The organism is Pseudomonas sp. FW300-N1A1 (genome assembly GCF_058789115.1).
The window spans coordinates 118,988-145,258 of the sequence record NZ_JBYTBK010000007.1 but is presented as its reverse complement, the minus strand read 5'-3'; the positions used below and the strand labels follow the sequence as shown (position 1 = coordinate 145,258).

Here is a 26,271-nt window from a genome sequence, read left to right as displayed (position 1 = left end):
GCCCTGATGAAAAACCAGAGCGAATACCACCCAAACTCAGTTATTGGAGCTTCCCCTCAAACATAGAATCTCCCACAGTCGCTTTGTGGTGAGGCAAATACTGCATTCCACCGCGACAAATTGACCCGATAGACAAAAGGCTGACCTGCAACCGTGCCTTTTGCGTCGCGCTCTGAGAAAATGCCCGCACTTTTTTTCCGGATGCCGACATGACTGCCCTGAAGAACGACCGTTTCCTTCGCGCCCTGCTCAAGCAACCCGTAGACGTCACGCCCGTGTGGATGATGCGTCAGGCCGGTCGCTACCTGCCTGAATACCGCGCCAGCCGTGCCAAGGCCGGCGACTTCATGAGCCTGTGCATGAACCCATCGTTCGCTTGCGAAGTCACGATGCAGCCGCTCGACCGTTATCCACAGCTGGATGCGGCGATCCTGTTCTCCGATATCCTGACCATCCCCGATGCTATGGGCCAAGGCCTGTACTTCGAGACCGGCGAAGGTCCGCGCTTCAAGAAAGTCGTCAGCACGATGGCCGACATCGAAGCCCTGCCGATTCCTGATCCGCACAAAGACCTCGGCTACGTGATGGACGCGGTCAGCACCATCCGCCGCGAACTGAACGGCCGCGTGCCGCTGATCGGCTTTGCCGGCAGCCCATGGACCCTGGCCACCTACATGGTCGAAGGCGGCTCGTCGAAAGACTACCGCAAGACCAAAACCATGCTCTACGACAACCCGCAAGCCTTGCACCTGCTGCTGGACAAGCTCGCGCAGACGGTCACCAGCTACCTCAACGGCCAGATCATGGCCGGTGCGCAAGCGGTACAGATCTTCGACAGCTGGGGCGGCAGCCTCTCGGCGGCGGCATACCAGGAATTCTCCCTGGCCTACATGCGCAAAATCGTCAGCGGCCTGATCCGTGAGCACGAAGGCCGCAAAGTGCCTGTGATCCTGTTCACCAAGAACGGTGGCCTGTGGCTGGAAAGCATCGCTGACGCTGGCGCTGATGCATTGGGCCTGGACTGGACCTGCGACATCGGCAGCGCCCGTGACCGCGTCGGCAGCAAGGTGGCCCTGCAAGGCAACATGGACCCTACCGTGCTCTACGCCAAGCCAGAAGCGATCCGCACCGAAGTCGGGCGCATCCTGGCCAGCTACGGCAAAGGCAGCGGCCATGTGTTCAACCTCGGCCACGGCATCACCCCGGAAGTCGACCCGGAACACGCTGGCGCCTTCCTGCGCGCGGTGCACGAGTTGTCGGCGCAGTACCACGAGTAATCGTGAACGGATGAGCAAAACGCCCGGCCGATGCCGGGCGTTTTCATGGGCGCGGATTAAGTTTCAATTCAGCGAGCCTGATTATGCTGGGGCCATCGAAATCAACACGGAATCATCCCCATGAAAGCTCGTTACCTCGCTCTGCTGATTGCCCCGCTGTTCAGTACCGCTGCCTTGGCTGCCGGCTACACCGGTCCTGGGGCCGAGGTGGTGACCACGGTGGCCGCCGCCAACGATGCCGCTGACGACACCCCGGTGGTCCTGCAGGGCTTCGTGGTCAAGAAGCTGAACAACGACGACAAGTACGAATTCAAGGACGCCACAGGCACCGTGACGGTCGAAATCGATAATGAAGACCTGCCAGCCGTCGCCTTCAACGACAAGACCCGGGTCAAGCTGACCGGTGAAGTGGAGAAGGGCTTGATCAAGCGTGAGATCGATGTCGATCTGCTGGAGATCATCAACTGAGACATCGCTTCTTCCCAAGGGCCGCTCTGCGGCCCTTTTTGCGTCAGGCTCTGGCGCTTTCTGCCAGCGTCGGCAACTTCGCCAGTTTCAGTGCCACCCACAAGGCAACCAGCAGCAATCCGCCGATAAACAGACCGATCCCGTTCCAGCCACCCAGGTGCCAGAAGACGCCGCCTGCGGTACCGGCGATGCTGGAGCCGGCGTAATAGCTGAACAGGTACAGCGACGAGGCCTGGCCCTTGGCTTTGGTGGCGCGGCGGCCGATCCAGCTGCTAGCCACCGAGTGTGCGCCGAAGAAGCCAAAGGTGAAGATCAGCATGCCGATGATCACCAGCGGCAACGGGTTGAGCATGGTCACGGCCAGGCCGGCGAGCATCAGCACGATGGTTGCCCAGAGCACTTTGCGCCGCCCCAGCCGGTCGGCCAGCGAGCCGATTTTCGCTGAGCTGTAGATGCCCGACAGGTAAACCACAGACAGCAGGCCGACAAACGCCTGGTCCATGTGGTACGGCGCGGCCAGCAGGCGATAGCCGATGTAGTTGAACAAGGTGACGAACGCGCCCATCAGTACAAAGGCCTCAAGGAACAGCAACGGCAGGCCGGCATCGCGAAAGTGCATGGTGAAACCTTCGAGCAGGCTGCGCGGGTGCATCGAGCGTGAGCGGAAGTTGCGTGACTCAGGAAGGATCTTCCAGAACACCGCGGCCGCGATCAGTGCCAGGCCGCCGATCACCAGCATCGCCGTGTGCCAGTTGACGAAGTCGATCAGCACGCCAACGATCAATCGGCCGCACATCCCGCCAATGGCGTTGCCGCCGATATACAGGCCCATCGCCAAGCCGATGTGTTGCGGATGAATCTCTTCGCTCAGGTACGTCATGGCCACCGCCGCCAGCCCGCTCAGGGACAGGCCGGTCAAGGCACGCATCAGCAGAATCCCCTCCCAGGTCGGCATCATGGCGCTGGCGATAGTGCACAGCGCAGCGGCAAACAGGGCCGCCACCATCACCGGCTTGCGGCCGATACGGTCGGAGATGGGGCCGGTGACCAGCAGGCCGATGGCGAGCATCCCGGTGGCCACCGACAGGATCAGGCTGCTCTGCGCGGCGTTGATCGAAAACTCATGGGAGAACAGCGGCATCATCGGCTGTACGCAATAGAGCAGGGCGAAGGTGGCGAAGCCGCCACTGAACAGCGCCAGCACGGTGCGCATGAACATCGGGGTGCCTTTTTCGATGTACACCTCGTTCAGTTGGGCGACCCCATCGTCCAGAGCGGCAGGCGGTATTTCATGGGCGAGTGGAGCGACAGCAGTTTTCACGGGGGACCTCGGGAGCGCACAGCCGGGCGGGCAATGAAAAAATCATATAGGTGGCTAATATTTCTATCCAATATATTGTTCGACCTGTTTGAGAGCTTTTACGACCTAATGGGGTTTTCATGGAATTGCGTCATCTGCGCTACTTCATCGCCGTCGCCGAAGAACTGCATTTCGGCCGCGCTGCACAGGTCCTGGGCATCTCCCAGCCTCCCCTGAGTCAGCAGATCCAGGTGCTGGAGCAGGAAGTCGGTGCCCGCTTGTTCGAGCGTACCAATCGTCGGGTCGAGCTCAGTGAGGCCGGTCGGCTGTTCCTTGAAGAGGCGCGGCTGGTGCTGGCCCAGGTCGACAAAGCCGCCGATGTGGCCCGCCGCGCCCAACTCGGCGAGCTGGGAGAGTTGAAGATTGGCTTCACCTCATCCGCACCGTTCAACTCGACCATCCCCCAGGCCATCTTCTCGTTTCGCCAGCGCTTCCCGGCCGTGCACCTGAACCTGCGGGAAATGAGCAGCACCCAGGTCGCCGATGCGCTGGTGGATGAGTCGATCCAGGTCGGAATCATGCGGCCGTTGCCGCTGCCGGATTCGCTGGAGGTGGTCGAGCTGACACGTGAGCCGCTGGTGGCGGTGCTCAGCTCCAAGGACCCGCTGTCGGTAGGCAGCGAGGAGGGCGTGTTCCTGTCGGCGCTGGCCAATGAGCCGTTCGTGTTCTTCCCGCGCAGCTACGGCAGCGGCCTTTACGCGCAACTGCTGAGCTTGGCACGGGACGCCGGGTTCAGCCCGCACTTCGCCCAGGAGGCCGGCGAGGCCATGACCATCATCGGCCTGGTGGCCGCAGGTCTGGGTGTATCGGTGTTGCCCGCGTCCTACCAGCGGATGCGCATCGACGGCGTGGTCTACCGCCCCTTGCTCGACCCGCTGGCGATGTCGGCGGTGTGGCTGGTGCAGCGCAAGGACCAGAAATCGCCGATGGCCAAGGCGTTTGTGGGGTTGTTAACGCGCAAGGTTGAAGAAGTGAATTCGTGAGCAAGTCGTCGCACTTAGGACATTTCAAGTAATGGATTGAACTTAGTGGTTTTCCCTATTCTTGCGCAGAATCGATTTCTTTAGCCGAGTGCCACGGATGCCACTTCAATATCAACCCAAGGAAGGCAGTGTGCTGATATGTGACTTCAGAGGTTATGAAGTTCCTGAGATGGTCAAGGTCCGACCTGTTGTCGTCATACGAAAGCACAGGAGCAACCGCTTGTTGGTGACAGTTGTTCCGCTGAGTACAACCGCTCCAGACTGTGTGCTTGAACACCATCTGGAGCTGTCCAGTCATTTGCAGGGAGCGAGCCCGACCTGCTGGGCAAAATGCGATATGGTCGCGACAGTCAGCCTCTCCAGGCTCGATCGAATCAAGAGTCGTGATCGCCAAGGAAAGCGTGTGTACGTCATTTCACAACTTGAAACAGATGAGTTTTATGCCATCAAAGTTGCGGTGCGCAGGGCGCTGGGCTTGTGATGCTGTCGAATTTGGCACAGGCAGGCGAGTTGCTATCAGTTGTCCGAGACTCCATTTCGGGCAATACTGCACAGGTTCCCGCAAGGGGCTTGTGAGACTCTGAGGATCCTGGTCAACCAGCCATCGCAGAGCCAGACAGGTAAAGGGTGATGACAAGCCGATCTGTCTGTGAAGGGGCGCCGAAAGGCGCCCTTTGTCGTTTCTGGTGTTACGACCAGCGCTTGAATACCAGCGAAGTATTCACCCCGCCAAACGCAAAATTATTGTTCATCACGTACTGGTTACTCATCTGCCTGAACTCGCCGCGCAGGTAGTCCAGTGCGCCACACTGCGGGTCGACGTTGTCGAGGTTGAGTGTGTGGGCGTACTGGTCACTGTTGAGCATCTCGATGCTGAACCAGGACTCCAGCGCACCGCAGGCGCCCAGGGTGTGGCCGAGGAAGCTCTTTTGCGAGCTGATGGGCATGCGGTTGCCGAACAGGCTGCTGGTGGCCAGGGTTTCGGCGATATCGCCCTGCTCGGTGGCGGTGCCGTGACCATTGACGTAGCCGATATCGGAAGGTTTCAGTCCCGCGTCTTCCAGCGCCAGTTCCATGGCTCGACGCATGGTGGCTTGTTCCGGCCGAGTGGTGTGCTGACCGTCGGCGTTGCTGCCAAAACCGACGAGTTCCGCGTGGATATGGGCGCCACGGGCCAGGGCGTGCTCAAGCTCTTCAAGCACCAGCATGCCGCCGCCTTCGCCGATCACCAGGCCATCGCGGGCGCTGTCGTAGGGGCGCGGGCTGGATTGTGGGGTGTCATTTTTCAAACTGGTGGCGTAGAGCGCGTCGAACACCATGGCCTCGGTCGGACACAGCTCTTCGGCACCGCCGGCGAGCATCAGGGGCAGCCGGCCGAACTTGATCGCCTCGTAGGCGTAGCCGATGCCCTGGCTGCCGCTGGTGCAGGCACTGGACGTCGGGATCAAGCGCCCGGTGAGGCCGAAGAAGATGCTGATATTGGCCGCGGTGGTGTGGGGCATCATGCGGACGTAGGAGTTGGCGTTCAGGCCTTCGGCCACCGAGTTGAGCAGCATATTGCCGAAGGCCTTGATCTCGTCGGTGCTGCCGGTGGATGAGCCGCAGGCAACGCCCATGCGCCCGTCCTTGATCGACTCGTCGCCCAGCAGGCCGGCGTCGGCCAGCGCGCGCTCAGCCGCGCCCACGGCCAGGCGTGAAACCCTGCCCATGCTGCGCAACTGTTTGCGGGTCCAGTGCGCCGGCACCTTGAAGTCATCGATGGGTGCGGCCAGGCGCGTGTTGAGCTCGGTAAAACGATCCCACTCATCCATGCGGCGGACGCCACTGCGGTTGGCCCTGAAGTGCCCCGAGATGGTCGCCCAATCGTTGCCCAGGGACGTGATGCCGGCCATGCCGGTGACGACAACACGTTTCATCAACACAGGCCTCCATTGACGGCCAGCACCTGCCGGGTGATGTACGAGGCTTCCGCCGACATCAGGAAGTTCACCGCGCCGGCGACTTCTTCCGGGGTGCCCATGCGTTGTGCGGGGATCATTTTCATCAGGTCTTCCAACGGCACGTGGTCATCGAGCATCGCGGTGTCGATCAGGCCGGGGGCGACACAGTTGACAGTGATTTTGCGCTTGCCCAGCTCAATCGCCAATGCTTTTGCCGCGCCGATCAGGCCGGCCTTGGAGGCGCTGTAGTTGACCTGTCCGCGATTGCCGATCAACCCGGAAACCGAGGTGATACAGACAATCCGTCCGGCAGCGCGACGCCGGATCATCGGCATCATCACCGGATGCAGCACATTGTAGAAACCGTCGAGGTTAGTGCGCATCACCACATCCCAATCGTCTTCGCTCAGGGCGGGAAAGGCACCGTCGCGGGTCAGGCCGGCGTTGAGCACCACCCCGTAATAAGCACCGTGGGTGTCGACATCGGCTTCAAGGATGGCCTTGCACGCGGCCCGGTCGGAGACGTCGAACTGCAGAATGCGCGCGTTGCGGCCCAGCGCCTGAATCTCGGACTGCACGGCGGCGGCTTCGGTCAGGCCGCTGCGGCAGTGCAACACGATGTCATGCCCGGCTTGAGCCAGGCGCAGGGCGATAGCGCGGCCAATGCCACGGCTGGAGCCGGTGACCAGTACGGATTCAGTCATCACTCGACTCCTTGGGTTGATTCAGATAGTGAGCTGGCTGTGGTGGCCGGAACACGTTCAGCCGGGCGCTGGCGTGGATGCCCGGGGCAGTGATGTGGCATTCGAATATGCCCATGCCGTTGTCGTCTTCCAACGAGCGTGTTCCATGAATGGTCAGCTCGGTGCCCGCCGGGAAGCATTCCACGTTGCATTCGAACTTGCGGGTGCCGAGCAGGAAACCCAGCTCCACGGGATTGCCGCGTTGACGGGCATGGCAACCGGCGTAGGCGGCCACGCTCTGGGCCATCAACTCGATGCCGACCCAGGCTGGCAGGCTGCCGTCCGGGAGGCTGTACAACCCGTCAGGCCTGACGGTGAGCCGGGTTTGAATCTGTTCAGCGTCGAACCCCAGTATCTGCTCGATGAGGATCATGTCCCCGGCGTGGGGCACCAGCTCGGCGATCGGCCAGTCAATCATGGGGCGTCTCCGATAATCAGGCTGACGTTGTTGCCACCGAAGGCGAACGAGTTGCTCATCAGGTAGCGAGGTGCAATGGACGCCAGGCGATCGGCCGGGGTCACCCATTTCAGTGGCGGCAATGCGGGGTCGGGCTGGCCATCCCAGACGTGGGGGGGCAGGGCATGCTCGTGGTTGCCCGGGCTCAGGCTCAACCAGCAGAACGCCGCTTCCAGTGCGCCGGCGGCGCCGAGGGTGTGTCCGGTCATCGGCTTGGTCGAGGAGCAGGGTATGCCGGCCGGAAACAGGGTCGCCACTGCCAGGCTCTCCATGGCATCGTTGTGTTGGGTGGCGGTGCCATGCAGGTTCAGATAGTCGATTTGCCCGGGCTGCAGGCCGGCGCGAGCCAGGGCTTTGTTCATGGCTTGCAGGGCACCGCGGCCGCCGGGTTCCGGCGCGGAAATATGGTGGGCATCGGAACTGGCGCCCGCGCCGAGCAGGGCAATGGCCGGGCTGTCGCCGGTACGCTTGCTCATCAGGAACAGCGCTGCCGCTTCGCCGATGTTGATACCACTGCGGTTGACGGAAAACGGATTGCAGCGCTGCCCGGACACCGCTTCCAGTGCCGAGAAACCGTTGAGCGTCAGCTTGCACAAGCTGTCGACGCCGCCGCACACCACCGCGTCGCACAGCCCCAGGTCCAGCAGGCGCTGGGCACTCATCAACGCGCGGGCGCTGGAGGTGCAGGCGGTGGAGATCACATAGGCCGGGCCGCTCACTTCAAGCCAGTCGGCGAGGAAGTTGGCCGGGGCCCCGAGCTCTTGCTGTCGATAATCATAGCTGGCGGGGAACTGATGCTCACGCAGGTACTGGGCCAGGCCCTGGCTGGCTTCCTCGATGCCCGACGTGCTGGTGCCCAGAACGATGCCGATTCGGTCACGGCCATAGGTCTGGATCGCCTGCTCGATGTCATCGCGAATTTGCAGCGCGGCTTCCAGCAGCAACTGGTTGTTGCGGGTGGCGTGCAGGCCCAGTGCAGCCGGGATCGCTGCCAGTTCGCCCCTGACCGCGGCCACCGGCAGCGAACGCTGGGGGACCCAGCCGGCCTCGGCGCGCATGCCCGAGCAGTCACCGGCAAACAGGTTGCCGGCCACTTCGTGTTGCGTGCGGCCCAGGCTGCAAATCAGCCCGAGGGCGTTGAGGTAGGCAGTCATGGCGTGGGCTCGTGCAGCGGCGTGACGTGATAGGTCGGGCCATTTGGCAGTTTCAATTCAAAGCTCATGGGTTGTGTATAGCGGACTTCCCAGCGCGCGGGCAGGGATCGTTGCGCGCCATGCTGCCAGGCGGCGGGATAGTTGGCGTGCAACTCGCCTGGCGGGGTCAGGGCAAACAGCAAGGCGGCAAACAGCTCCCGGGCTTGCGGGTTGGGCGGCAGCAGCCCATCGGCTTGCCATTGTCGGTCAATCAGACGCTGGCGGGCCTGGGGAATTCCCAAGGGATCCATCATTGACCAGCGAAGACCTGCATCCTCGCGCTGGATCACCAGCAGCCAGTCCAGGCGTTGCTGGTTTTCCTCGCGCTCAATGTGCAGTTGCAGGGGCAACTGCAGGGTCGGGTTTGCTTCGGGCAGCGGCGGCTGGCTGGCGCAGGCGCTCAGCAGCAGGGCACAGCACACCAGCAACAGGCGAATCATCAACGCCTGCCTGCCAGCGGTTTACGGGCGACCAGGCCATTCATGTGGCGTCCCCTGCACAGATTTTCGAAATCATGTTCAGTCGACGCTTGGCCTCACTGACGAACGGATTGCGCTCATCCCAGGCATAGCCGGCGAGGATCGAACTGATCATGCGACGTATATCCGCGGCGCCGCCCTGATAGAAAATCACATCCTGGAAGGTGCCGTTGTACCAACCCTCGACATAGCAGCGGAAGGTGTCGACCCCGCGCTTGAGCGGCTCGGCAAATTCGCGCTGCCAGTCGACCGCTTCACCTTGCAACTGACGGTGCAGTACGCCAGCGGCCATGCTGGCCGAACGCATGGCGATGGTCACGCCGGAGGAGAACACTGGGTCCAGGAACTCGGCAGCGTTGCCCAGCAAGGCAAAGCCTGGGCCGTGCAGGGTCTTGACGTTGGCCGAGTAGCCGCCGATGGTCCTGGCCTCGGTGTCCCACACGGCGTTTTCCAGTACGCGGGCGAGGCTCGGTGTCTCAGCGATGAAGCCGCGCAGGCAATCGTCCAGGTTGTCGGTGCGACCCTGGAAATGCTCGGCCGCCGCGACCACGCCGACCGAGCAGCGGCCATTGCTGAAGGGGATGGTCCAGAACCAGATGTCGCGCTGCGTCGGGTGGGTGGTGATGAGGATCTTCTCGCGCTCGAACGTCGGGCAGTCGATGTGGTCCTCGACGTGGGTGAACACCGCCTGGCGCACCGGGAAATTCGATGCGGCCTCCAGATCCAGCAGACGTGGCAGCACCCGGCCGTAGCCGCTGGCGTCGAGGATGAAGTCGGCTTCGACCAGGTACTGGCTGCCGTCCTCGCGTTGCACGTTCAGATGCGGCTTGGGGCATTCGATGTCAACGTCGACCAGGGTTTCGCCATAGCGGATTTCCACGCCTTGCAGGGCGGCCTGATCGGCCAGCAGCTTGTCGAAATCGGCGCGTTGCACCTGGAAAGTGGTCGGTTTGCCCGGGGTGAAGGTGTCGCCGAAATCGAACGCACTGTAGCGCTCGCCCCAGGCGAATGCCGCGCCGGTCTTGAGCTGGAATCCGGCGGCGTTCACCGCCTCGAGCATGCCGGCTTCCTCGACGAAATCCAGGCAATGGGACAGCAGGCTTTCGCCGATGGAGAACCGGGGAAAATGCTGGCGTTCGATCACCAGCACATCGTGCCCCTTGCGCTTGAGCAGCGCTGCGGCAATGGCGCCGGATGGGCCGGCACCGATGATCACTACCTGACGACGTTCCATTTCAATGATTGGCACGAGGACTCCTGGCCGGGGCGGCGATTTTCAGAGGCGTACGGTGCATGCCGACGAGTGCCGGCAGCAGGGTGGCGATCAGCCCCATCAGCATCAGCGCGAAGTACAGCGCCGGGCTGATGAGTTGTTGTTGCAGCAGCAGATTGAGGAAGACGATCTCGCTCAATCCGCGAATGTTCAGCAGCACACTTTCCCGCCAGCGACTGGCGCCTTCGAAAGAGCGTCCGGCCCAGCCCAGTCCCAGCCAGTTACCCAGCAGTTTACTGGCAATCGGAAACACTAGCAGCGCCGACAGTTGCAGCCAGCCGAGGCTGTCCAGGGCGCTGTGCACGTTGATCTGCACGATACCGAACGTAAGGATCAGCGGGATGGCGATCCAGGTTTGCAGGCGGCTCATCCACACCGTCGGCAATGGCAGTACCAGCGGTACCTTGAGCGCGGCCATGCACAGCAGGTAGCCAATACCAAAAATCAGCGCATTGAGCTTGTAATGCTCGGCCACCACCAGCAGCAGGAAGAAGCCTGCGCTATGCACCAACGGTTGGCGCAGGCGCAGCAGCCGTAGCACCAGCGGCAGGCAGGCACCGGCCAGTGGCAGCAACAGGCTGCTCAGGTGCAGGCTGCCCTGGGCGACGGCGAACAGTGTCCAACAGGTGAGGTCGATGAGGATGGCGGTCTGTACCAGGCGCCGGGCCGCATCCAGTGGGTAGTTGATGTGGCGCAGGTACAGGTAGAGCACCGGGATCGCGGTGATGGCGAACAACAGGCCGACGGCCAGTGAACTGATCCAGGGTTGCGCCGGCAGCAGCCAGACAGCCGTGGCCAGGCCGCAGGCGAAAGGGATGCAGAAACTGGGCAGGGCGATCTTCAGGCTCTGGCGATCCAGCCGCAGGTCGATCACGTCGCTGAGGATATGCCCCAGCAGCAAGGCGAAACCCAGGCTGTAGAGATTTTTCAGCCAGGTCGGGGCGATCAGGTCGGCGCCGCTGAGCTGCCAGTCAGGTTCGATCCAGCCATACATTAAAAGTGGCAGGCCGAAGGTTGCCAGCAGCAACTGGCTGACGATCGGAATCAGGCCGAAGTGACGGCCGACACGGGTGGCGATGGCGAACAGCGCCAGGGCCAGCAGCCAGAACAGCGCGACCATCATACGAGCGACTCCGTGACCGGGGCGGCATGGGCCTGTCGGGCCCAGGGCGCGAGCATGAAGCTGAACGCCAGGCCGAGGCTCACGGACAAGCCGAAGTTGCTCACTGCCGGGGTGCTGGACACGGCCAGCAGCCCGAACGACAGCCAAGTGGTGGCGGCCGCCAGCAAGGTGCCCAGCAGACTCACCGCCGCACCGCCGACCTGCTCACGCATCAGGATGGCGTAATCGACGCTGATCGCCGTGACTAGTAGCAAGCCGAATAGGCTGAACAGGGTCAAGGGTTGTCCCAGCCAGCCGAGGCTGGCCAGGCTGCACAAGGCCGCCAGCAGCGGCAGGGCGACGATCCGCAGTGCGCCACCGAAGCCAAATGGCGCCACCAGCACCAGCACGATCAGCACGCAGGAGGCGAGCTTCAGTTCGGCGGCGCTGATTTGGGTCTTGGCGAAAACCGTGTTCAGTTCGCCGAGGCGATCCACCAGCACCACACCCGGCAAGTCCTGGGCCTGCACTCTCAACAAGGCGGGATCGTTCAGGCCTTGCAGGCTGGTGATCGCCGCCACGCCTTCGTCCGTCGGGCCCAGCCACAGGGCGCGATAAGGCTCCGCCAGCGGGCCACGCAGCGCGGCATCGATGTCTTCGACGGGCAGCGCCTGCAAGGCGGCCAGTTCGGCTTGCAGCGCCTCGGCCGGAATCCCCAGTTCAAGCAGTGGCTGCCAGAACTGCGGCAGTTTGTTCAGTGCCGTGCGCACCTGTTGCTGTTCGCTCGCCGAGCCGCTCAGTTGATCGAGTGCCAGATAGCCATCGAGTTTGTCCAGGTTGACCAATTGCTCCAGGCGGTCGCTCAGGGCGCCTTGGCGTTCGAGCAGTTGTTCCTGGTTGGCCGCGCGCACCAGGAAGAACTGGCTGGTGGGTTGATGGCCGGTGATGCGGGCAATGGCCTGGGCTTCATCGGTCAGTTGCTGGGGCGCACTGACCCATTGACGAATATCGTTGCGGGTCTGGAGTTGCAACAGGCCGCCGATGCAAAAGGCAATCAGTAGCCCGAGCAAGACGGGCGTACGAAAACGCTGGAGCAACGCTTCACGCAGGCTCAGCAGCGCCTCGCAGACCCGCAGCGGCCAATGGGCCGGACGCAGGTCGACGCCCTTGAGCAGCGCTGGCAGCAGACACACCGCCGACAGGTAGGCGCCGAGCAGTCCGGCGGCGGAGAACACGGCAATCTGGGTCAGGGCCGGGAAGGGGGTCCAGGCCAGGGCCAGGTAGCCGATGCAACTGGTGATCAGGCTCAGGGTCAGCCCCGGCAGGGTCAGGCGCAAGGCTGGCCAGCTGTGCCACGGTTTCAGGCGCCAGCTCTTGGACAGGTAGTGCAACGGGTAGTCCACCGCCACGCCTATCAGGCTTGAGCCGAGCACCAGGGTCATCACATGCATGTGGCCGAACAGGGCCACGCAGGCCACCGCGCCAAACAGCATGCCCACCAGCACCGGAACGAACGCCAGCAACACTCGCCAGCGGCGAAACGCCAGCAACAGCAGCAAGAAAATGCCCAGGGTGGCGCCACCCCCGACCCAGGTCATCTCCTGGGTGGCTTGTTGCTGGCCGGCCGCGGCATACAGCAACCCACTGGCCGCGAGTAGCTGCACGTCATCCCTGGCCGCTGCTTCGCGACTGTGTTTGAGCAGGTCGGCCACTTGCAGTGGCAAGTTCATGTCGAAGGCATTGCCGGTAGTGCGCGCCCGCAGCAATACCCAGCTCTTGCCGTCGGCATCGGCGATCAATGCCCCGCTGCCGATGTCCAGTTGCACGGCACCGTGTTGCGGCTGGCTGTTCTGGATACGTCCGGTCAGGCCCAGCCAGTCCTCCTGGCTGGGCACCAGGCTGAAGCCGCCGAAGGGATCGAACAGCGCCTGGACCCGCTGCTGGATGAATGCATCGGGATGTTCGATCAGCAACTGCCGGTCAGCCGTCGACAGCATCGCCAGGCGACCTTGCAGCAACTGCGCACGCAGGGCCGGCAGGTCCGCTTGCAGGGTCCACTGGACCTTTTCGAACAGGCCGCTGGCCTGCCATTGGTTGCCAAGCTGTTGGGCCATGGCGATGGCTTGCGTTCGGTCTTTGTGGCCGACCAGCACCAGTATTTCCCGGTTCAACGGTTCTTGCATGCGCTGTTCGGCACGCTGCTCCAGGGCATCTGGCGTGGTACCGGGCACCAGCTCCATCAGGTTGGCCGACAAAGGGGCGCCATCACGCCATTGCCAACCGCCGAGTGCGAGCACTGCCAGCAGCAGGATCAGGAACAGCCAGGGGAGCCTGCGTTCACTTGGCAAAGTCATGTTGTTCCGCATCGCTCAAGGGTTGGTGGCGGGTGCTGTCTTGCATGCGTAGCACGGTGCTGTCGCCCTGGGTCTCCAGCAGTTCGATGCGCTGTACCAGTTCGCCGCCGTCGATGTTGATCTGATTGAACACTTGCTTGAGCAACATCGAACGCGGGATCAGGGTCAGTTTCCAGTGCTGTGGATCACCGGTCAGTGACAGCTCGAAATCCCGCTGCAAGCCGCTGCTGTCACCTTGCAGCACGGCGAGGAACAAACGGTTCTGCTCGGCCCCGGCACTTTTTCCCGGCAGCCTTTGCCAGCTGCTGCCGTCACGCCGGGCAATCCCCTGGGTGTCGATGCGGTAGTCCTGCTGCAGCGGTGTCTTGAGCAGCCACAGCAGCCCATGGTCCCTGGCCAGCACAAAGGTGCCGGTGCTGGTCAGCGGCTGCGGCAGGGCGCGCAGGTGTTTTTCCTGAATGAAACTGCCGTGGATCACTTCGGGCTTGGCCAACTGGTCGCTCAACTGTTGCAGGTCGAAGGCCTGCGCCCACGAGGAAAAGCCCAACAACGCGACCAGCATCACCACGACCCTGTAGCCGCAGCGTGTGGCGAGGGAGCTTGCTCGCACTGGAGTACGCAGCGCTCCCAACCCCAGACGATGGTGTTCTCCAGGGGGGATCGAGTCGCCAGATTTGCCGGCGCTACGCGCCGGAGCGGGAGCAAGCTCCCTCGCCACGGAGTAGCGATCCACTAGGCTGCTCAGGGGCATGGCAGCATCCTCTCAACCGCATCGATCAGCACCTTCGGCGAGGCCAGTTGCATTTCGCGGCTGGCGATGTGCACCGCGACCTGCACGGAGCTGGCGCGGGTCAGGCGTTCACCGCTGGCCAGGTCGCTGATCAGGTAGTTGATCTTCAGCCGGTTCTCCCACTCCACCAGGCTGGCGCGCACATTGAGCGTCTGGCCGAACACGGCGCCGCGTACATAGCGCAGTTGCAGGTCGATCACCGGCCAGGCGTACCCGGAGGCATGCATGGCGTTGTAGTTGTGGCCGAGCCTGTCGAGCAGGGCGCAGCGGGCCATTTCCAGGTACTTGACGTAGTGGCCGTGCCAGACCACGTGCATGCTGTCGACGTCGAAGAACGGCACGAGGATTTGCGTGTCGGCGTGAAGCACTCCCTTGCTACGCATGCAGCCTCCAGTGTTGTGCAGCGATACGTTGCAGGCACAGGCGCAATTCGCCTTCCAGGGCGCGGTCTTCAATGACCGGCGGGAAGTCTTTGGCCAGTGCTTCGTGCATGGCGGCCAGTGCCGGCGGCAACGGGCGGGCACCGGGTGCCTGGCCGCGCAGCCACACCCCCTGGTTGGCCGCGAGTAAGGTGGCGGCGGCGACTTGCTCGGTCAGCTCCAGTACGCGGATCGCGTCGCGGGCGGCGATGGTGCCCATGCTCACTTTGTCCTGGTTGTGGCATTCGGTGGAGCGCGAAAACACGCTGGCTGGCATCGTATTTTTCAGTGCCTCGGCGGTCCAGGCGCTGGCGCCGATTTGCACCGCCTTGAAGCCATGATTGAGCATCGCCCGCTCGGCGCTGGCGCCCGACAGGTTACTCGGCAGGCCGTGGTTGTAGCGTTCGTCTACCAGCAGTGCGAGCTGGCGGTCGAGCAAGTCGGCGACGTTGGCCACGAGGTTTTTCAGGCTGTCCATGGCAAAGGCAATGTGCCCACCGTAGAAGTGTCCGCCGTGCAGCACGCGCTCGGCTTCAGCGTCGATGATCGGGTTGTCGTTGGCGCTGTTGAGCTCGATTTCGATGAACGAACGCAACCAGTTCAGGCTGTCCGCCAGCACGCCAAGCACATGGGGGGCGCAGCGTAGCGAGTAGCGATCCTGCAGGCGGTGCAGCGGTGCGGTTGGCGCATCGATCGCCAGGTCCTTGCGCAGCCATGCGGCGACTTGCATCTGCCCCGGGTGCGGCTTGGTGGCGAACAGGCGCTCGTCGAAGTGTTCCGGATTACCTTGCAGGGCGACCACATTCAGCGCCGTGATGCGGGTGGCCAGTTGCAGCAGGTAGTCGGCGCGGGCGTAGGCCAGGCAGGCGAGGCCGGTCATCACCGCGGTGCCGTTCATCAACGCCAGGGCTTCCTTGGGGCGCAGCACCAGTGGCTCCCAGCCGAGCTCGCGGTGCACGTCCGCGGAGGGGCGGCGCTCGCCGTTGAACAGCACGTCGCGTTCGCCGGACAAGGTCGCGGCCACATAGGACAACGGTGTCAGGTCACCGCTGGCGCCCACCGAACCTTCTTGCGGGATCAGCGGCAGAATGTCGTGTTCCAGGAACGCTTGCAGGCGCTCCAGCAATTCCACGCGCACCCCCGATACGCCGTGGCACAGCGACTGCAAGCGCGCTGCGAGCACGGCGCGGGTGGCCTGGGCGTCGAGCAGTTGGCCCAGGCCGCAACCGTGGAAGGTGTACAGATGACGGGGCAGGGCTTCGACGTGGTGCAACGGTACCGCGACTACGCAGGAGTCGCCGTAACCGGTGGTCACGCCGTAGATGACGCCTTCCTTGTCCAGCAACGAGTCGAGGAACCGCGGGCCCTTGGCGATGCGCTCGCGAAAATCGCTGTCGCCTTGCAGTCGCACAGGTGCCTGGCGGTTGGCCACGGCCAGCACGTCTTCGATGCGCAAAGGAAGTTCGCCGAAGGTTACCGGCTCAAGCATGGGCGTCGTCATCGGTTTTCCAGAAAGGGTAGAAGTTGAACCATTGTTGGGGCGCGTCGAGGCAATAGTGACCCAGCCGCTCGGCATAGCGGGAGGCCCACTGATGAATGACCTGTTCGCGCTCGCCGCGTTTCCAGGCCACGGCTTCGGCGAACGGTTCGAGCGTCAGTCGATAGCCACCCGTGGGTTTCTTCAGGCACAGCAGCAGGTTGACCGGACATTTCAGCAGCCCGGCCAGCAGCCACGGGCCTTGTGGGAATGCCGCCGGATGGCCGAGGAAGTCCACTGTCACGCGGCGTCCGCCATGCAGTGGTACGCGGTCGCCGGCAATCGCCAGCCATTCGCCACGTTCCAGGCGCTCATGGAGCTGCAACATGATCAGTGGGTCCAGCTCGCTGACCTGTATCAGCCGCAGGTTGGTAGCCCCGGCTTCGCCCAGCAGGCGGTTGAACCGTTCGGCGTGCTTGGTGTGCACCAGTACGTTCATGGTGACTCTTTCGCCGATCTCCGCCAGGGCCCGGCAGACCTCGAGATTGCCCAGGTGTGCGCCGACCATCATCTGCCCCCGGCTGCCGCGCAATTGATTGCGCAGCAGTGCCGGGTCGATGATCTCGATCTGTTCCAGGCCCAGCTTGCCATTCCACACATCGAGCTTGTCGAGCATGGAGTCGGCGAAGGCCATGAACTGACCGAACACTCGCCAATGGCTGGGACGCAAATCGCGGCGACCGCTCCAGTCAGCGAGCCGCTGTTGGTACTGCCAGGCACTCTGGCGAGCGTTGCGGCCGAACAGGAAGAAGTACAGCACAATGCCGTACAGCAGCGGGCTCAACAGGCGTCGCCCCAGCACTTTGGCGGCGGTTGCCGTGAACTTCATCAGCCAGAAGCTACCGCGTTCCTCGCGGTCGGCCCAGTGTTTGCGGTCGATGTTACCGCTCATGCTTGCCTCCGCCGCCAGAGGATCACCGGCCAATGCAGCAACATACCGATGCACAGCCGGGTGTGCATGCTGGTAATCAACAGGTTGTCGTGGACCATCCGGAAGTGCGAAACGCCGTCCAGCGGGTAGTGCACCCGGGTTTGCAGCCATTGCATGGGTTGATTGCGCCAGGCCAGGCGCACCAGGATGTCGGAATCGAAGTCCATGCGCTTGCCGACCCTTGCCGAGTCGATCACCGCCAGGGTCGGCGGCAGCGGATAGACGCGAAAACCGCACATGGAGTCGCGAATCTGCAACGACAGCGTGTTGATCCAGACCATCACGTGAGTCAGGTAGCGAGCGTACAGGCGCCCCTTCGGCACGCTGGCGTCGTACAGCGGATAACCGCAAATCAGCGCTTCGGGATGGGCGCGCGAGTGTTCGATGAACCGGTCGATATCCTGCAGGTCGTGCTGGCCATCGGCGTCAACCTGCAACGCGTGACTAAACCCCAGGCGGGATGCTTCGCGCAGGCCGGTCATGACGGCGCCGCCCTTGCCCTGATTGACCGGGAGCCTGATCAGGAACACCTTGTCGCGTCGTGCCAGCTGGTCCAGCACGGCCGCACAGGCCGGGTTGCTGGCGTCATCCACCAGAATGCACGGCACATGGCAGGCGAGCAGCGCATCAACCACGGTGGCGATGGCGGTTTCGTGGTTGTAGACCGGGATGACGGCGCAGGGGTTATGCATCTGCAGCCTCGAGCACGATCCGCCCGCTGGAACAGGTGGCGGTTTCATTACGATAGGTGAAGTACAGTTTGTTGCGCGTCGGGTCGAAGCGCAGGTGCAACTGGACTTCATCGCCTGGCCGCAGCAGTTGCTGGAACTTCAGCACTTCCATGCCGGCAAACTTCTCCGGCAGGTCCATCAATTGCCGACCCAGGCTCAGCGCCCAATCCACCTGCACCACGCCAGGCAGTACCGGTGCTTGCGGGAAGTGGCCGCTGAAGTAGGCAAGATCGGGCGGTACCGATAATTGCAGGCTCCATTGCCCATCGGCTTCAACCTGTTCCAGTACTTCAGGGGTCTTTGGACGCGGAGCCAGCAACAGGGCATCGATGTCCGCCTGGGGCAGTTTGCCCTGGGGGTTCAACGGCAGTTGCCGGAGCAGGCGCCAGCGTCGTGGCAGGGCCAAGGCTTCGCAATGCTGGCTGAGGTGTTGGCGCAGCGTCTGGGTCAGGCTGCGGCGTCCCTGGTTGCGCAAGGCGTACAGGCCCGATTCGGTCAGCACCAGCGCCGCTCCCAGGGAGGCGCGGTTCTCCTGAACCACCCCCAGGCGTGCTTCGGCGACCCATGGGTGGTCCATCAGGGCCCGTTCGAGCATGGGCAACGAGATGCGTTTCTCTTCCAGTTTGACGATCCGGTCCAGCCGTCCCAGCAGCTCGAAACGGCCGTCCGCAGCGATGCGTGCCGCGTCGGCCGTGTGTTCGATATGCCCTTGGGGCAAGTACGGCGAGGCAATGAGCAACGCCCCGGCGCTGTCCAGGCTCAGCTCGACGGCCGCAAAGGGCTGCCAGAGCTCACGGCCCTGGCGCCAGGCAATGCCACCGGTCTCGGAGCTACCAAGGATTTCCGTCGGCCATTGTTGTAAACGCTCGTGCAGGCGTTGTGCGGCTTCGCCAGGCAGCGCACCGCCTGAGGAAAATACCTGGCGCACGGCACTCAAGGCTGGCCAGTCGAGATTGTCGCCCATGCGCTTGAGCAGCGCCGGGCTGGCGACCCAGGCAAACGCCGGGTATTCGCGACTGGCGCGCTGCAGGTCTTCCGGGAACGCCAGTTGCTTGCGCACGAAGGGGCGCCCCGCGCACAGGGGCCACAGTACCCGGAACAACAAGCCGTAGATGTGTTGAGTGGCGACACTGCCAATGATGCAGGCCGTGCCCAGCCCGGCACCCCACAGGTGCTCCAGGGCCTGGACTTCATTGGCCAGTTGCCTCAGGGTTTTGTCGATGCGTTTGGGTTCGCCACTGGAGCCCGAGGTGCACAGGCTCAGTTGGCAGAGGTCCAGATCCAGTGCCGCAGCCGCCAGTGGCGCATACCGGTAATCGCGGATGTGTGTGTCGCCGGCTTGATCGGTTAGCCACAGATCGACTTCGCTCGCCCAGCGCTGGCGGGTCGGAACGTGCAGGTCAGCGGGCAGCAGCACGCTAACCCCGGCACGCCAGGCGCCGAGCAATGCAATCGCCAGGTCGGCGGCGTCTTCAACGTGCACGGCGATGCGCTGTACGCCCTGGTCCCGCAGTCCGGCCGCCAGGCTCAGGGCCTGTTCGCACAGTTGTCCATGGTTCAGTGTCGGGTCGGCCGTAACGGCGCGTTCCGCTTGAGCCTTGAGCAGCAGGTGCTCAAGCTTTATCCAGTTCATGGGTGGCCTCGTACCCGTTGTCGTATGAGCCACTCAATGGCAAACATCAGACCAATCAGTCCATAGGAGATCAGGCCGGTGTACAGCATCCACCAACTCAGTGGCGCCCAAAGGGTCAGGGCTGCTGCGCACAAGCCGTTACAGAAAAAGAACACACACCACGCCAGCGTGACGCGTCGGGTATAGCGAATCGCTTTCGGTGGCAACTGCGGTTCCCGCAGGCGGGCCAGGCGTTCCACCATCGGCGGGCCGTACTTCAGGCTCAGGCCGAACAGCAGCAACATCAGCACGCTGATCAGCACGGGATACCAGCGCAGCAATCCCGGGCTGTCGAACAGCGCCAGCAGCAGGCAAAACACAACGGCCGCGCTCGCCATCCACAGGCTCCCGGGGCGGCGTTTGCCGGTCAGTGCCCTGACCAGCCACAGGCTGCCCAGCAGCAGGCCGAACTGCCACGGGGCAAAGTGCTCCATGCCGTAATACACCGCAAAGGGGTACAACAAGCCCGCCAGCAGAAGGCCGAGGCCGATCAGTCGGCTCATGCGGCCGGTTGAACCAGGCGGTAGACCGCTTCAACCACATCGCCGACGGTGCGTACCGATTTGAACTCGTCGGCCGCGATCTTCTTGCCGGTCTGGCACTTGATATGGTCGATCAGGTCGACGGCATCGATGCTGTCGATCTCCAGGTCCTGATACAGGTTGGACTCAAGACTCACGCGCGCGGGATCCAGCTCGAAGAGTTCGACCAAGGCATCGCGCAAGGTGTTGAAAATATCGTCACGAGTTTGCATGGTCCGGTCTCAAGCTGCCTGTTTTGCAGTGACGAACGCCGCAAGGCTCGCCACGTTACTGAAGTGGTTGCGGGTGTCCTTGGCGTCGGCGTCGATTTTGATGCCGTACTTTTTCTGAATGGCCAGGCCCAGTTCCAGGGCGTCCACCGAGTCCAGGCCAAGGCCTTCGCCGAAGAGCGCCTGGGTGTCGTCGATGTCGTCGACGCCGATGTCTTCAAGGCCCAGGGCATCGATGATCAATTGTTTTATCTCACGGTTCAGATCGCTCATCTTCGGCGAGCTCCTTCAAATAGTAATGATGCAAGTAATCGTTGAGCTTGCGTGAGGCCTGAGGAGCCGGGCCTGTCGTGGCGTAGGCCTGTGGGTCTATATCGGCCCCCACGCGGAAACTGAAATGCACGCGGCGTTTGGGGATCCGATACCAGGGATCGGCCTTGGTCAAGGTGCTCGGACTGACCTTGATAATCACCGGGGTGAGCATTTTCGCACCGCGCAAGGCAATTGCCGCACCCCCCCGATGAAAGGCTGGTGGTTGACCAGGTCGGGTGCGGGTGCCTTCAGGGAAGATGATCAGTGTCTGACCACTCTTGAGGGCGTCCGCTGCAGTGTCGAGCATGTCCATGCTGCCGTCGTTGCTGATGTATTGGGTGCGGTGCAGGGCTCCACGGGTGAAGGGGTTCTCCCAGAGGCTCTGCTTGACCACGCAATTGGCGTGGCGCACCAACCCGATCAGGAACACCACGTCGATCAGCGACGGGTGATTGGCCATGATCATCTGGCCGGGACGTCCGAGCCGTTCCGCACCCTGGATATCGTAGGTCAGCACGCCGGTTCGGGCCATGAATCGGATAAAAAACCAGAACACACGACTGACGGTGTGACGTGCCCGTTGCCGATGCTCCAGGGCATCACCGGGCAGACAGCTCAGCAGCGGGAAAACAACCAGCCGCAGGCATAGCCCACCGAGCCCGAACAGGGCGAAGCTGGTGGCGGTCGCCAGCAGGCGCCAGTAGTAGGCGTCACGTTTTTTTTCGGTCACAGGTTGCGTTGCCAGGTCCATAGACGATTTTTCCAGGCATGTTGGCAAGCGGCATCCTGGTTGAGCAGGGTTCGCAACAGGCTCAGAGGGTGGGGCCATTGGGATTTTGACAACGAATCCCGGGTGCTGTTCAGGGACAGCTGCCAGTCATTTCCGGGGGTAATCAGCAGCCCGACCGCGTAGGGGAACGGGACGTCGTCGATCCAGGCCGAGTAGGCGGTTGGCGGTTGTTCCTCGGTGACGACCAGCAACACGGCGGGCGCGCCCTCTTCAAGCAGCGCCGCGGCCTCCAGCATGCCGTGTTCCAGGCCGTCACCCGCGGCGGCCAGGGCGGTCATCTCACTGGTTTCTCCGCGCATGATCGACCACAGGCCAATGATTGCGTTATGAACCGAGAGGCTGAACTGGGTTGGCGACAAAGGCTGTTCGTGGCTCAACTCGCTGAGGACTTCGAAGGTGCGAGGCGTTTCACCGTGGCGGGAAACAAAGACCAGCGGCAGCTGTTCACGGCCTTCGGCCAGTGGCCAGCCTACGCTGAAGGCCATTCGGGCCAGGCGGCTGAGGCGTCGACGCTGCATGGCAGGCAGAAAGGACACATCGGGAGCGACATCGCTGGCTGGAAGCACGATCGGGTGTCGGCTCCAGGCTTGCCAATCGTCCACGCTCTCGAGCCCGGGAGCCCAGGCGCGCCATTGGGCGATGTTGAATGTGATCACTGAGTGTTCATCCCGCCCCTGCGGGCTTCCTAGACGCGGTGAGTCGTTTTTGACCTGCGACTGACTGGCAACGGCGCTGCGGCCGAGTGTCGCGCATTATCCCGGTGTGACTGGCTTGTAGCAAATGCTGGTTACATTCTGCTCAAGCGGGTGTGCAGCGTCTCGACTTGAGGCGCGCCTGCCAGTTTCCGGTTTCTGGCGGCGGTGTCTGCCAGTCAATTCCCTGATTAATATCAGAACTCGGTGAGTTTTTTGCGGAGATTGCTGCTGACCGCGCAGTCCGCTTGACTTCGAGGTAGCTAAGCGACGGCATCGGCTACTACACTCGGTCATTCTTTGATACACGGAGGTTTTGACATGCGGCGCGTGGTGTTCAATCAGAAAGGTGGCGTGGGCAAATCCAGTATTGCCTGTAATCTGGCCGCGGTCAGCGCCAGCGAGGGCTATCGCACCCTGCTGGTGGATCTCGATGCCCAGGCCAACTCCACTCAGTACCTGACAGGACTGACCGGCGACGATATTCCCATGGGTATTGCCGACTTCTTCAAGCAGACCCTGTCATCCGGGCCGTTTTCAAAGAAAAATAGGGTCGACATCTACGAAACCCCGTTCGACAACCTGCATGTGGTGACCGCCACCGCCGAGTTGGCCGACCTGCAGCCCAAGCTTGAGGCCAAACACAAGATCAACAAGCTGCGCAAACTGCTCGACGAATTGTCCGAAGACTACGACCGGATCTACCTCGATACACCGCCCGCGCTGAATTTCTACGCGGTTTCAGCCTTGATCGCTGCCGATCGCGTGCTGATTCCCTTCGACTGTGACAGTTTCTCCCGCCAGGCCCTGTACGGCCTGCTAGCGGAAATCGAAGAGTTGAAGGAAGACCACAACGAGGCGCTGCAGGTCGAAGGCATCGTGGTCAACCAGTTCCAGGCCCGCGCCAGCCTGCCGCAGCAGATGCTCGCCGAGCTGATTGCCGAAGGTTTACCGGTACTGCCGGTGTATCTGGGTAGTTCCGTGCGGATGCGCGAATCCCATCAGGCGAACATGCCGTTGATCCATCTCGATCCCCGGCACAAGCTGACCCAGCAATTCGTCGACCTGCACGACCTGCTGGAGCATGCCTGACAGGGCGTTGTCAGATTCCCTGGCCGCGCAACCAGTCCATCAACTGCGCTAACGGGAAGGCGCCGCTCTGGCGCGCCACTTCCCGGCCATTCTTGAACAGAATCAGACTGGGGATCGAACGTATCCCCAATTGCGCTGACAGTGACTGATTGGCCTCGCTATCGAGCTTGGCCAGTCGACACTTGCCCACCAACTGCCCGGCAGCCTGCTCGAATACCGGTGCAAATGACTTGCAGGGCCCGCACCAGTCCGCCCATACATCCACCAGCAAGGGTAGATCGCCTTTGATCTGGCTGGAGTAATCACCCTGCCTCAACTCAAAGGACTTGCTCAACAAGACGGGTGCCTTGCATCGGCCACACTTGGGCTTATCACTCAGGCGCTCACCGGGAATACGGTTGAGGCCGTTGCAGTGGGGGCAGGGGATGAGTAGGGGGGCAGACATGGAAAGCTCCGGGGCATGGGCAATGAAACCAATCTGGAGCCACTGCGGTGGATTATCAAGGTGCCTCGGTGTGTGATGCGGCTTAAGGAGGCTGTTGTCACAGCGACTCACACAAATTCAAATGCCCCCGACATCCCCCGTTCTACGCTAAATCACGCCAGTAATGAGTCTCTGCAGGTCGCGCCGCTGGTCGGGCTTGGCGTATAGCAAGTTGCGATAATCGTCGGCAGTGATTAACCTCAATAGCAAGATGCGATAAGGATGTTGCATGCGAGTAATTACCGAAAAACGAATCTGGGAGGCCAAGGAGCAATGGCCGCGGTCAGCCAGTGCGCTGGATCAATGGTATCGACAGATCAAGCGCAACAGCCCGCATGACTTCGCGGCAATGAAAGCCCAGTTTCCGGCCACCGATAAAGTAGGCGCGCTGCATGTGTTTGATATCGGTGGCAACAAGCTGCGCCTGATTGCCGTCGTGCACTACAAGGCGCAACGGTTGTACATCAAGCAGATCCTGGATCATCGCGACTATGACAAGGGAAAATGGAAGGAGGATCGTCGATGAGCGTTCTGATCAAGCAAGCGGCCGAGCACTGGCACTTTGTATCGCCCCTGCTGCGCAAGCCGAAAAATGAAGCGGATTACGATGTGTTGGTGAAGGCGCTGGATGAGTTGCTGGAACTGATCGGTGAAGATGAATCCAGCCCGCTCATGAGTCTGGTGGATATCCTCAGTGACTGGATCGAGGCTTACGACCAACAGCACCGGCGGATGCCGGTGGCCAGTGGTGTTGATGTGCTGCGTTACATGATGCACGAGCACGGTTTGACTCAAAGCGACTTGCCAGGCGTGGGGGCGCAGTCGGTGGTCTCGGAAATTCTCAGTGGCAAGCGCCAGCTCAACCTGCGGCAGATCCGCTGGCTGGCCGAGCGCTTTGGTGTATCGGTCGAGACCTTTATCTGAGCCGCTTCACGATGAGCAACTGATCTCCAGGTGCTTGCCCCACTCGGGAGGGCGTTCGGCGTAACGCTCCATTCCCGGCTGTTCCGTGAATGGATCACTCAGCACAGCGTGCAAGCGGCGAACCTCTGCATAGTCACCGCTTTCTGCCGCGTCGATGGCCTTTTGCGCCAGGTAGTTGCGCAGGATGTAGAGCGGGTTGACCGCGTGCATGCGGATGCGACGCCGGGCTTGATCGTTGTCGCCGTCACGGGCAGCGCGCGCGCAGTAGCGTTCGGCCCAGGCATCGAAGCCCTTGATGTCGACGAAGTCATCACGCAGCCGGGTGACCGCCAGCTCGGGGGCATGATCGCCCAGGCGGCGGAAGAACAGGCTGTAGTCGACGCCTGCGTTCTGCATCAATTGCAGCAGGTTCTCGACCAGTGTCTGGTCATCGTCTTCGCCAGTGGTCAAGCCGAGCCGGCGGCGCATCAGGTCCAGGTAGTGAGCCTGATACAACGGAAAATACAGACCGAGGGTTTCGCGCAGGGCCTCGACACTGATGAACGGGGTCAGGGCCTGGGCCAGGGCGCTGAGGTTCCACTGGCCGATCGGTACCTGATTGCTGAACGAATAGCGGCCCTGGTCATCGGAGTGATTGCAGATGAAGTGGGCATCGAAGTCATCGAGGAAGGCAAACGGGCCGAAGTCGAAGGTGATGCCCAGGATCGACATGTTGTCGGTGTTCATGACCCCGTGACAGAAACCATAGGCCTGCCATTTGGCGATCAGTTCGGCGTTGCGCTCGACGACTTCACGGAACATCGCCAGGTACGGCTCCGGTTGCTCCAGGCACTCGGGGAAGTGCATCGCCAGGACGTACTCACCGAGTGCCTTCTGCTGCTCGGGCCGCTTGGTGTAGTAGAAGTATTCGAAGTGCCCGAAGCGCACATGGCTTGGCGACAGGCGCAGGAGCATCGCTGCCCGTTCCTGCTTTTCACGCCAGACCGGGGTGCTGGAGCCAATCACGCACAGGGCGCGAGTGGTCGGGATGCCCAAGGCTTGAAGTGCCTCGGAGGCCAGGAATTCGCGAATCGAGGAGCGCAGGACGGCGCGCCCATCGCCCATGCGCGAGTAGGGTGTTTGCCCGGCGCCCTTGAGGTGCAAGTCCCAGTGCTCGCCGGCTTCGTTGTAGACCTCACCCAGCAGCAGTCCGCGACCGTCGCCCAACTGTGGGTTGTAAACGCCGAACTGATGCCCCGAGTAGACCATCGCCCGGGGCTCGGCTTCTGCCCATAGCTTGTGGCCGCTGAACAGTTCGGCGAATACCGGCGTCTCGGCAACGGCTGGGTCCAGGTCAAGCAGCGCCATGGCCGCCGGGCTGGCCACGACCAGGCGCGGCTCGGCAATGGGCTCGGGCAGCACATGGGTTGAGAGCGCGTCGCCCAGGCGGGCGAAGCGGTTATCGAAGGTCAGTTCGTCGAGGGCTTTCAACGGCCATCTCCAGCAGAATGTCCGAGCATTCTGCTGGGGATTGGTTC

General features: G+C 62.4%; 29 protein-coding genes. 7 read left to right on the top strand and 22 right to left on the bottom strand.

Annotated features, from left to right (window positions below; all coding sequences use genetic code 11):
* The first annotated feature begins 209 nt into the window (after positions 1-209).
* Both hemE and AC3WQN_RS08020 read left to right on the top strand, forming a co-directional pair.
* Positions 210-1,277 (top strand): uroporphyrinogen decarboxylase, encoded by a 1,068-nt coding sequence (gene hemE / locus AC3WQN_RS08025; protein ID WP_103398863.1) that lies wholly within the window; start codon positions 210-212, stop codon positions 1,275-1,277.
* Between the two features lie 120 nt (positions 1,278-1,397).
* A complete protein-coding gene (locus AC3WQN_RS08020) occupies positions 1,398-1,745 on the top strand; it encodes a YgiW/YdeI family stress tolerance OB fold protein (RefSeq protein WP_095144646.1) in 348 nt (115 codons plus the stop codon).
* Positions 1,746-1,788: 43 nt separating this feature from the next.
* Here AC3WQN_RS08020 and AC3WQN_RS08015 read toward each other — a convergent pair whose 3' ends face one another.
* Positions 1,789-3,066: an MFS transporter gene (locus AC3WQN_RS08015; protein WP_103398864.1), complete on the bottom strand. Its 1,278-nt coding sequence runs from the start codon at positions 3,064-3,066 to the stop codon at positions 1,789-1,791.
* A 119-nt stretch (positions 3,067-3,185) separates the two neighbouring features.
* Between AC3WQN_RS08015 and AC3WQN_RS08010 the strand changes: the two genes are divergently transcribed.
* Both AC3WQN_RS08010 and AC3WQN_RS08005 read left to right on the top strand, forming a co-directional pair.
* Complete coding sequence (locus AC3WQN_RS08010) at positions 3,186-4,088, top strand: LysR family transcriptional regulator (protein WP_103398865.1); 903 nt, start codon at positions 3,186-3,188, stop codon at positions 4,086-4,088.
* 97 nt (positions 4,089-4,185) lie between these two features.
* Entirely contained in the window at positions 4,186-4,569 is a 384-nt protein-coding gene (locus AC3WQN_RS08005) for a type II toxin-antitoxin system PemK/MazF family toxin (RefSeq protein WP_103398866.1), read from the top strand.
* Between the two features lie 208 nt (positions 4,570-4,777).
* Here AC3WQN_RS08005 and AC3WQN_RS08000 read toward each other — a convergent pair whose 3' ends face one another.
* The 19 genes from AC3WQN_RS08000 to AC3WQN_RS07910 form a co-directional block, all read right to left on the bottom strand.
* Positions 4,778-6,004, bottom strand: a complete 1,227-nt coding sequence (locus AC3WQN_RS08000; RefSeq protein WP_103398867.1) for a beta-ketoacyl-ACP synthase — start codon at positions 6,002-6,004, stop codon at positions 4,778-4,780.
* The gene (fabG, locus tag AC3WQN_RS07995) at positions 6,004-6,732 is read right to left on the bottom strand and encodes a 3-oxoacyl-ACP reductase FabG (protein ID WP_103398868.1); all 729 of its coding nucleotides are present in this window, start codon (positions 6,730-6,732) and stop codon (positions 6,004-6,006) included. The genes AC3WQN_RS08000 and fabG overlap by 1 nt, the downstream gene beginning before the upstream one ends.
* The gene (locus AC3WQN_RS07990) at positions 6,725-7,189 is read right to left on the bottom strand and encodes a hotdog family protein (protein ID WP_103398869.1); all 465 of its coding nucleotides are present in this window, start codon (positions 7,187-7,189) and stop codon (positions 6,725-6,727) included. Before AC3WQN_RS07990 ends, fabG begins: the two co-directional genes overlap by 8 nt.
* Positions 7,186-8,382, bottom strand: a complete 1,197-nt coding sequence (locus AC3WQN_RS07985) for a beta-ketoacyl-[acyl-carrier-protein] synthase family protein (RefSeq protein ID WP_103398870.1) — start codon at positions 8,380-8,382, stop codon at positions 7,186-7,188. The genes AC3WQN_RS07990 and AC3WQN_RS07985 overlap by 4 nt, the downstream gene beginning before the upstream one ends.
* Positions 8,379-8,861 (bottom strand): hypothetical protein, encoded by a 483-nt coding sequence (locus AC3WQN_RS07980; RefSeq protein WP_103398871.1) that lies wholly within the window; start codon positions 8,859-8,861, stop codon positions 8,379-8,381. The genes AC3WQN_RS07985 and AC3WQN_RS07980 overlap by 4 nt, the downstream gene beginning before the upstream one ends.
* Positions 8,862-8,901: 40 nt before the next feature.
* Positions 8,902-10,149: an NAD(P)/FAD-dependent oxidoreductase gene (locus AC3WQN_RS07975; protein ID WP_103398872.1), complete on the bottom strand. Its 1,248-nt coding sequence runs from the start codon at positions 10,147-10,149 to the stop codon at positions 8,902-8,904.
* Positions 10,136-11,296, bottom strand: a complete 1,161-nt coding sequence (locus AC3WQN_RS07970) for a cation:proton antiporter (RefSeq protein WP_103398873.1) — start codon at positions 11,294-11,296, stop codon at positions 10,136-10,138. Before AC3WQN_RS07970 ends, AC3WQN_RS07975 begins: the two co-directional genes overlap by 14 nt.
* A complete protein-coding gene (locus tag AC3WQN_RS07965) occupies positions 11,293-13,629 on the bottom strand; it encodes an MMPL family transporter (protein WP_103398874.1) in 2,337 nt (778 codons plus the stop codon). Before AC3WQN_RS07965 ends, AC3WQN_RS07970 begins: the two co-directional genes overlap by 4 nt.
* Positions 13,613-14,191, bottom strand: coding sequence for an outer membrane lipoprotein carrier protein LolA (locus tag AC3WQN_RS07960; RefSeq protein WP_103398875.1), 579 nt, complete (start codon positions 14,189-14,191; stop codon positions 13,613-13,615). Before AC3WQN_RS07960 ends, AC3WQN_RS07965 begins: the two co-directional genes overlap by 17 nt.
* Positions 14,192-14,370: 179 nt before the next feature.
* The gene (locus AC3WQN_RS07955; RefSeq protein WP_103398876.1) at positions 14,371-14,802 is read right to left on the bottom strand and encodes an acyl-CoA thioesterase; all 432 of its coding nucleotides are present in this window, start codon (positions 14,800-14,802) and stop codon (positions 14,371-14,373) included.
* The gene (locus tag AC3WQN_RS07950; RefSeq protein WP_103398877.1) at positions 14,795-16,339 is read right to left on the bottom strand and encodes an HAL/PAL/TAL family ammonia-lyase; all 1,545 of its coding nucleotides are present in this window, start codon (positions 16,337-16,339) and stop codon (positions 14,795-14,797) included. The genes AC3WQN_RS07955 and AC3WQN_RS07950 overlap by 8 nt, the downstream gene beginning before the upstream one ends.
* Entirely contained in the window at positions 16,320-17,267 is a 948-nt protein-coding gene (locus tag AC3WQN_RS07945; RefSeq protein WP_103398878.1) for a lysophospholipid acyltransferase family protein, read from the bottom strand. The genes AC3WQN_RS07950 and AC3WQN_RS07945 overlap by 20 nt, the downstream gene beginning before the upstream one ends.
* Positions 17,264-17,998 (bottom strand): glycosyltransferase family 2 protein, encoded by a 735-nt coding sequence (locus AC3WQN_RS07940; RefSeq protein ID WP_103398879.1) that lies wholly within the window; start codon positions 17,996-17,998, stop codon positions 17,264-17,266. Before AC3WQN_RS07940 ends, AC3WQN_RS07945 begins: the two co-directional genes overlap by 4 nt.
* Complete coding sequence (locus AC3WQN_RS07935) at positions 17,991-19,670, bottom strand: acyl-CoA synthetase family protein (protein WP_103398880.1); 1,680 nt, start codon at positions 19,668-19,670, stop codon at positions 17,991-17,993. The genes AC3WQN_RS07940 and AC3WQN_RS07935 overlap by 8 nt, the downstream gene beginning before the upstream one ends.
* Positions 19,667-20,212, bottom strand: a complete 546-nt coding sequence (locus AC3WQN_RS07930; RefSeq protein ID WP_103398881.1) for a COG4648 family protein — start codon at positions 20,210-20,212, stop codon at positions 19,667-19,669. The genes AC3WQN_RS07935 and AC3WQN_RS07930 overlap by 4 nt, the downstream gene beginning before the upstream one ends.
* Positions 20,209-20,463: an acyl carrier protein gene (locus AC3WQN_RS07925; protein ID WP_095078067.1), complete on the bottom strand. Its 255-nt coding sequence runs from the start codon at positions 20,461-20,463 to the stop codon at positions 20,209-20,211. Before AC3WQN_RS07925 ends, AC3WQN_RS07930 begins: the two co-directional genes overlap by 4 nt.
* 9 nt (positions 20,464-20,472) lie before the next feature.
* The gene (locus AC3WQN_RS07920) at positions 20,473-20,733 is read right to left on the bottom strand and encodes a phosphopantetheine-binding protein (RefSeq protein WP_103398882.1); all 261 of its coding nucleotides are present in this window, start codon (positions 20,731-20,733) and stop codon (positions 20,473-20,475) included.
* Positions 20,714-21,523: a lysophospholipid acyltransferase family protein gene (locus tag AC3WQN_RS07915; RefSeq protein WP_103398883.1), complete on the bottom strand. Its 810-nt coding sequence runs from the start codon at positions 21,521-21,523 to the stop codon at positions 20,714-20,716. The genes AC3WQN_RS07920 and AC3WQN_RS07915 overlap by 20 nt, the downstream gene beginning before the upstream one ends.
* Positions 21,499-22,218 (bottom strand): beta-ketoacyl synthase chain length factor, encoded by a 720-nt coding sequence (locus AC3WQN_RS07910; protein ID WP_103398884.1) that lies wholly within the window; start codon positions 22,216-22,218, stop codon positions 21,499-21,501. The genes AC3WQN_RS07915 and AC3WQN_RS07910 overlap by 25 nt, the downstream gene beginning before the upstream one ends.
* 357 nt (positions 22,219-22,575) lie before the next feature.
* Between AC3WQN_RS07910 and AC3WQN_RS07905 the strand changes: the two genes are divergently transcribed.
* Positions 22,576-23,346, top strand: coding sequence for a ParA family protein (locus AC3WQN_RS07905; protein WP_103398885.1), 771 nt, complete (start codon positions 22,576-22,578; stop codon positions 23,344-23,346).
* A gap of 10 nt (positions 23,347-23,356) precedes the next feature.
* On the opposite strand, the gene trxC is transcribed toward AC3WQN_RS07905, so the two are convergent.
* Complete coding sequence (gene trxC / locus AC3WQN_RS07900) at positions 23,357-23,791, bottom strand: thioredoxin TrxC (RefSeq protein WP_103398886.1); 435 nt, start codon at positions 23,789-23,791, stop codon at positions 23,357-23,359.
* A 268-nt stretch (positions 23,792-24,059) separates the two neighbouring features.
* Between trxC and AC3WQN_RS07895 the strand changes: the two genes are divergently transcribed.
* Both AC3WQN_RS07895 and AC3WQN_RS07890 read left to right on the top strand, forming a co-directional pair.
* A complete protein-coding gene (locus AC3WQN_RS07895) occupies positions 24,060-24,356 on the top strand; it encodes a type II toxin-antitoxin system HigB family toxin (RefSeq protein ID WP_103398887.1) in 297 nt (98 codons plus the stop codon).
* Positions 24,353-24,754, top strand: a complete 402-nt coding sequence (locus AC3WQN_RS07890) for a helix-turn-helix domain-containing protein (protein ID WP_103398888.1) — start codon at positions 24,353-24,355, stop codon at positions 24,752-24,754. The genes AC3WQN_RS07895 and AC3WQN_RS07890 overlap by 4 nt, the downstream gene beginning before the upstream one ends.
* 6 nt (positions 24,755-24,760) lie before the next feature.
* On the opposite strand, the gene selO is transcribed toward AC3WQN_RS07890, so the two are convergent.
* The gene (gene selO, locus AC3WQN_RS07885; RefSeq protein WP_103398889.1) at positions 24,761-26,224 is read right to left on the bottom strand and encodes a protein adenylyltransferase SelO; all 1,464 of its coding nucleotides are present in this window, start codon (positions 26,222-26,224) and stop codon (positions 24,761-24,763) included.
* Between the last annotated feature and the right edge of the window lie 47 nt (positions 26,225-26,271).

Coding starts and splice junctions, on each gene's coding strand:
- hemE (WP_103398863.1), top strand. CDS start 210: ATGACTGCCCTGAAGAACGACCGTTTCCTTCGCGCCCTGCTCAAGCAA.
- AC3WQN_RS08020 (WP_095144646.1), top strand. CDS start 1,398: ATGAAAGCTCGTTACCTCGCTCTGCTGATTGCCCCGCTGTTCAGTACC.
- AC3WQN_RS08010 (WP_103398865.1), top strand. CDS start 3,186: ATGGAATTGCGTCATCTGCGCTACTTCATCGCCGTCGCCGAAGAACTG.
- AC3WQN_RS08005 (WP_103398866.1), top strand. CDS start 4,186: ATGCCACTTCAATATCAACCCAAGGAAGGCAGTGTGCTGATATGTGAC.
- AC3WQN_RS08000 (WP_103398867.1), bottom strand. CDS start 6,004: ATGAAACGTGTTGTCGTCACCGGCATGGCCGGCATCACGTCCCTGGGC.
- fabG (WP_103398868.1), bottom strand. CDS start 6,732: ATGACTGAATCCGTACTGGTCACCGGCTCCAGCCGTGGCATTGGCCGC.
- AC3WQN_RS07990 (WP_103398869.1), bottom strand. CDS start 7,189: ATGATTGACTGGCCGATCGCCGAGCTGGTGCCCCACGCCGGGGACATG.
- AC3WQN_RS07985 (WP_103398870.1), bottom strand. CDS start 8,382: ATGACTGCCTACCTCAACGCCCTCGGGCTGATTTGCAGCCTGGGCCGC.
- AC3WQN_RS07980 (WP_103398871.1), bottom strand. CDS start 8,861: ATGATTCGCCTGTTGCTGGTGTGCTGTGCCCTGCTGCTGAGCGCCTGC.
- AC3WQN_RS07970 (WP_103398873.1), bottom strand. CDS start 11,296: ATGATGGTCGCGCTGTTCTGGCTGCTGGCCCTGGCGCTGTTCGCCATC.
- AC3WQN_RS07965 (WP_103398874.1), bottom strand. CDS start 13,629: ATGACTTTGCCAAGTGAACGCAGGCTCCCCTGGCTGTTCCTGATCCTG.
- AC3WQN_RS07960 (WP_103398875.1), bottom strand. CDS start 14,191: ATGCTGGTCGCGTTGTTGGGCTTTTCCTCGTGGGCGCAGGCCTTCGAC.
- AC3WQN_RS07955 (WP_103398876.1), bottom strand. CDS start 14,802: ATGCGTAGCAAGGGAGTGCTTCACGCCGACACGCAAATCCTCGTGCCG.
- AC3WQN_RS07950 (WP_103398877.1), bottom strand. CDS start 16,339: ATGACGACGCCCATGCTTGAGCCGGTAACCTTCGGCGAACTTCCTTTG.
- AC3WQN_RS07945 (WP_103398878.1), bottom strand. CDS start 17,267: ATGAGCGGTAACATCGACCGCAAACACTGGGCCGACCGCGAGGAACGC.
- AC3WQN_RS07940 (WP_103398879.1), bottom strand. CDS start 17,998: ATGCATAACCCCTGCGCCGTCATCCCGGTCTACAACCACGAAACCGCC.
- AC3WQN_RS07935 (WP_103398880.1), bottom strand. CDS start 19,670: ATGAACTGGATAAAGCTTGAGCACCTGCTGCTCAAGGCTCAAGCGGAA.
- AC3WQN_RS07930 (WP_103398881.1), bottom strand. CDS start 20,212: ATGAGCCGACTGATCGGCCTCGGCCTTCTGCTGGCGGGCTTGTTGTAC.
- AC3WQN_RS07925 (WP_095078067.1), bottom strand. CDS start 20,463: ATGCAAACTCGTGACGATATTTTCAACACCTTGCGCGATGCCTTGGTC.
- AC3WQN_RS07920 (WP_103398882.1), bottom strand. CDS start 20,733: ATGAGCGATCTGAACCGTGAGATAAAACAATTGATCATCGATGCCCTG.
- AC3WQN_RS07915 (WP_103398883.1), bottom strand. CDS start 21,523: ATGGACCTGGCAACGCAACCTGTGACCGAAAAAAAACGTGACGCCTAC.
- AC3WQN_RS07905 (WP_103398885.1), top strand. CDS start 22,576: ATGCGGCGCGTGGTGTTCAATCAGAAAGGTGGCGTGGGCAAATCCAGT.
- trxC (WP_103398886.1), bottom strand. CDS start 23,791: ATGTCTGCCCCCCTACTCATCCCCTGCCCCCACTGCAACGGCCTCAAC.
- AC3WQN_RS07895 (WP_103398887.1), top strand. CDS start 24,060: ATGCGAGTAATTACCGAAAAACGAATCTGGGAGGCCAAGGAGCAATGG.
- AC3WQN_RS07890 (WP_103398888.1), top strand. CDS start 24,353: ATGAGCGTTCTGATCAAGCAAGCGGCCGAGCACTGGCACTTTGTATCG.